Source organism: Oleiphilus sp. HI0067, from assembly GCF_001635735.1.
Genome location: NZ_LWFI01000981.1, coordinates 1 through 2193 on the forward strand (window position 1 = coordinate 1; position 2193 = coordinate 2193).

Genomic DNA, 2193 nt, shown 5'->3' on the forward strand with positions numbered 1-2193 from the left:
AAAACTTGAGGAACAGTTGAATGTCACCTTGTTTCAGAAGCAGGGACGACGCTCAGTACTTACCCCCGCTGGAAAGCATTTACTAGACGAAGGCAGAATTCTGCTTAACTCAGTAGAACGTCTTGCAGAACAAACGCAGAACGTTGCTCGAGGTTACGAAAGCAGAATTCGTGTCGCCATTGATACCATCATGGATATACGACCGGTCTATTGCGCTTTTAAAAGCTTCGTAGATGAACATCCAGACATTGAAATAGACATTCAAGAAGAAGCTTTGAATGGTGCTTGGGAAGTTCTGATTTCTGATGAAGTTGATTTAGTCATTGGCGCCGTTGGTCCTGTACCTCAACAAAAAGGGATTCGAACCGAAGAGGTCGCGCAACTTGACCTTGTTTATACCTGCTCGCCCGACCATCCTCTGGCAAAAAGTACTTCACCAATTAAGATTGAAGATCTAAGCAAAGTTCGTCGTGTCGTCACGCACGACAGCGCACGTGAAGCAGTTACCTGGACGAGAGGTTTACACTCTTCGTTGAAGGATCAGGTGCAACAGCGCTTTTATGTCCCCAATACTTATAACAAGTTAAATGCTCAAAAAGCAGGTATCGGCGTTGGTTTCTTACCACGATACCTGATTAGAGAAGAACTCAAGGCAGGTAAACTTGTTGAGTTGCCGCTCGACAATGCGCGCCCACAACCAAGCACGCTCTACATGGCTTGGAAAATGGTAAACCAAGGCAAAGGCTTACAACGCCTACGCACCCTTATCCAAAAGCAATTAAAAGAACAGGAATAAATCAGGACTTACAATGCATCAATACGCTCGCACCCTCATTATTTTACTCTCCATCATTGCGCTTTTTTGGGCGAATCCAGCTTCATCAAAACCACTCGCCAATCTAAAAAAATTGGAACAGGCAACTGACTTATTTATGGAGCAAGTTGCAAAAGGCGATAGCGAATCAGCTCTTAATTTGATCTCTGCTTATGCTGGCGTAAATCCTGAACAGTTCGCACAACGCAGTGCTCGGATTATTCAAGACATGCAGCGCATCGAATCAAGTGCGGGTAAAGCCTTAAGCTACGCAAAAGTAGATACCAAAAGTGTTGGCGAACACCTTTACAAAGTACGGTATCTATTGAAGTTTCGGCAAGCGGCACTTGTGTGGGAAATGAATTTTTACCAACCTGACCAAGGCTGGTATTTGGTCGACGTCAATCTTAGCACTGACATTAACGCTTTATTTCAGTAGTCATACGCAACGCTATGCGCGAAGCTGAATAATAATATCGCGCATGGCGTTTGGATCTTTGATCGTATCGCCCGCCAAACTCTCCTGCTGATAACCCGCTAAGTACTTACTTACTAACCGGGATATCCAAAAGCGTAAAGCGGCCAATTCCAGAAATAAGGGCCAACAAGCACTTTCGGCATCTGACCAAGGTTTCTCACTCTGATATGCCTCCACCAAAGCCGATAGTTTTGCACTATCGTGTCGGCCTGACGCAGTCATCGCCCAGTCGTTCGCACAAACAGCCAAATCAAAAAGAAAGCCTTCGGTACAGGCATGATAAAAGTCAATCACGCCAGATATATTCTGTTCGCCGAAGAGAACATTGTCTTTAAACAAGTCCCCATGAACAGTGCCCCTTGAACACTGATCTAACTCTCTTTGGTATACCGAATAGCGTTCAACGCATTCCTCTAGCAAAGCAAAGTCGTCGCGAGGCATGTCAGAATTTTTGAGCGCATTGAGATGCTCCTGCATCCAAGCTGAATCTCGAACTAATTTTCGATCTCCATCAAAATCTGCGACCGCATGATGCATATGCGCCAACCATTTCCCCGCTGCGGCACAATCTTCGATCTCCATGTCTGTTTTTGCGGCCCCATCAAAACAAGGAACGATCATGGCGTCTTTGCCTTGAATCTTAAAAAGGGATTGCCCTTTCGAATCTTGCAGCGCCGCGGGAACAGCAAGCCCTTTTGACGCTAAATGTTGGGTGAGCGAGACAAAAAAAGGCAATTCAGCGGATTCCATCGCCTCAAAAATCGTCAACACCCATCGACTAAGCTGACCATTTTTTGAGGTGTTCAAAAAGTAATTGGTGTTTTCAATTCCAGCCCCAATCCCCTCTAACAAGACGATCCTGCCAAGAGAGAACTGTTCAATAACTGGATTCAAGTCTTGC

Annotated in this window: 3 protein-coding genes; 2 read left to right on the top strand and 1 reads right to left on the bottom strand. The window is 45.4% G+C overall.

Going from position 1 to position 2193, the window contains the following annotated elements:
* Both A3739_RS12795 and A3739_RS12800 read left to right on the top strand, forming a co-directional pair.
* On the top strand, nt 1–796 hold a 796-nt coding region (locus tag A3739_RS12795), incomplete at its 5' end, for a LysR family transcriptional regulator (protein ID WP_068478310.1).
* A gap of 13 nt (nt 797–809) precedes the next feature.
* Entirely contained in the window at nt 810–1253 is a 444-nt protein-coding gene (locus tag A3739_RS12800; protein ID WP_068476264.1) for a hypothetical protein, read from the top strand.
* Between the two features lie 12 nt (nt 1254–1265).
* On the opposite strand, the gene A3739_RS12805 is transcribed toward A3739_RS12800, so the two are convergent.
* A partial coding sequence (locus tag A3739_RS12805; protein ID WP_068501599.1) for a homoserine kinase occupies nt 1266–2193 on the bottom strand: 928 nt, incomplete at its 5' end.

Coding starts and splice junctions, on each gene's coding strand:
- A3739_RS12800 (WP_068476264.1), top strand. CDS start 810: ATGCATCAATACGCTCGCACCCTCATTATTTTACTCTCCATCATTGCG.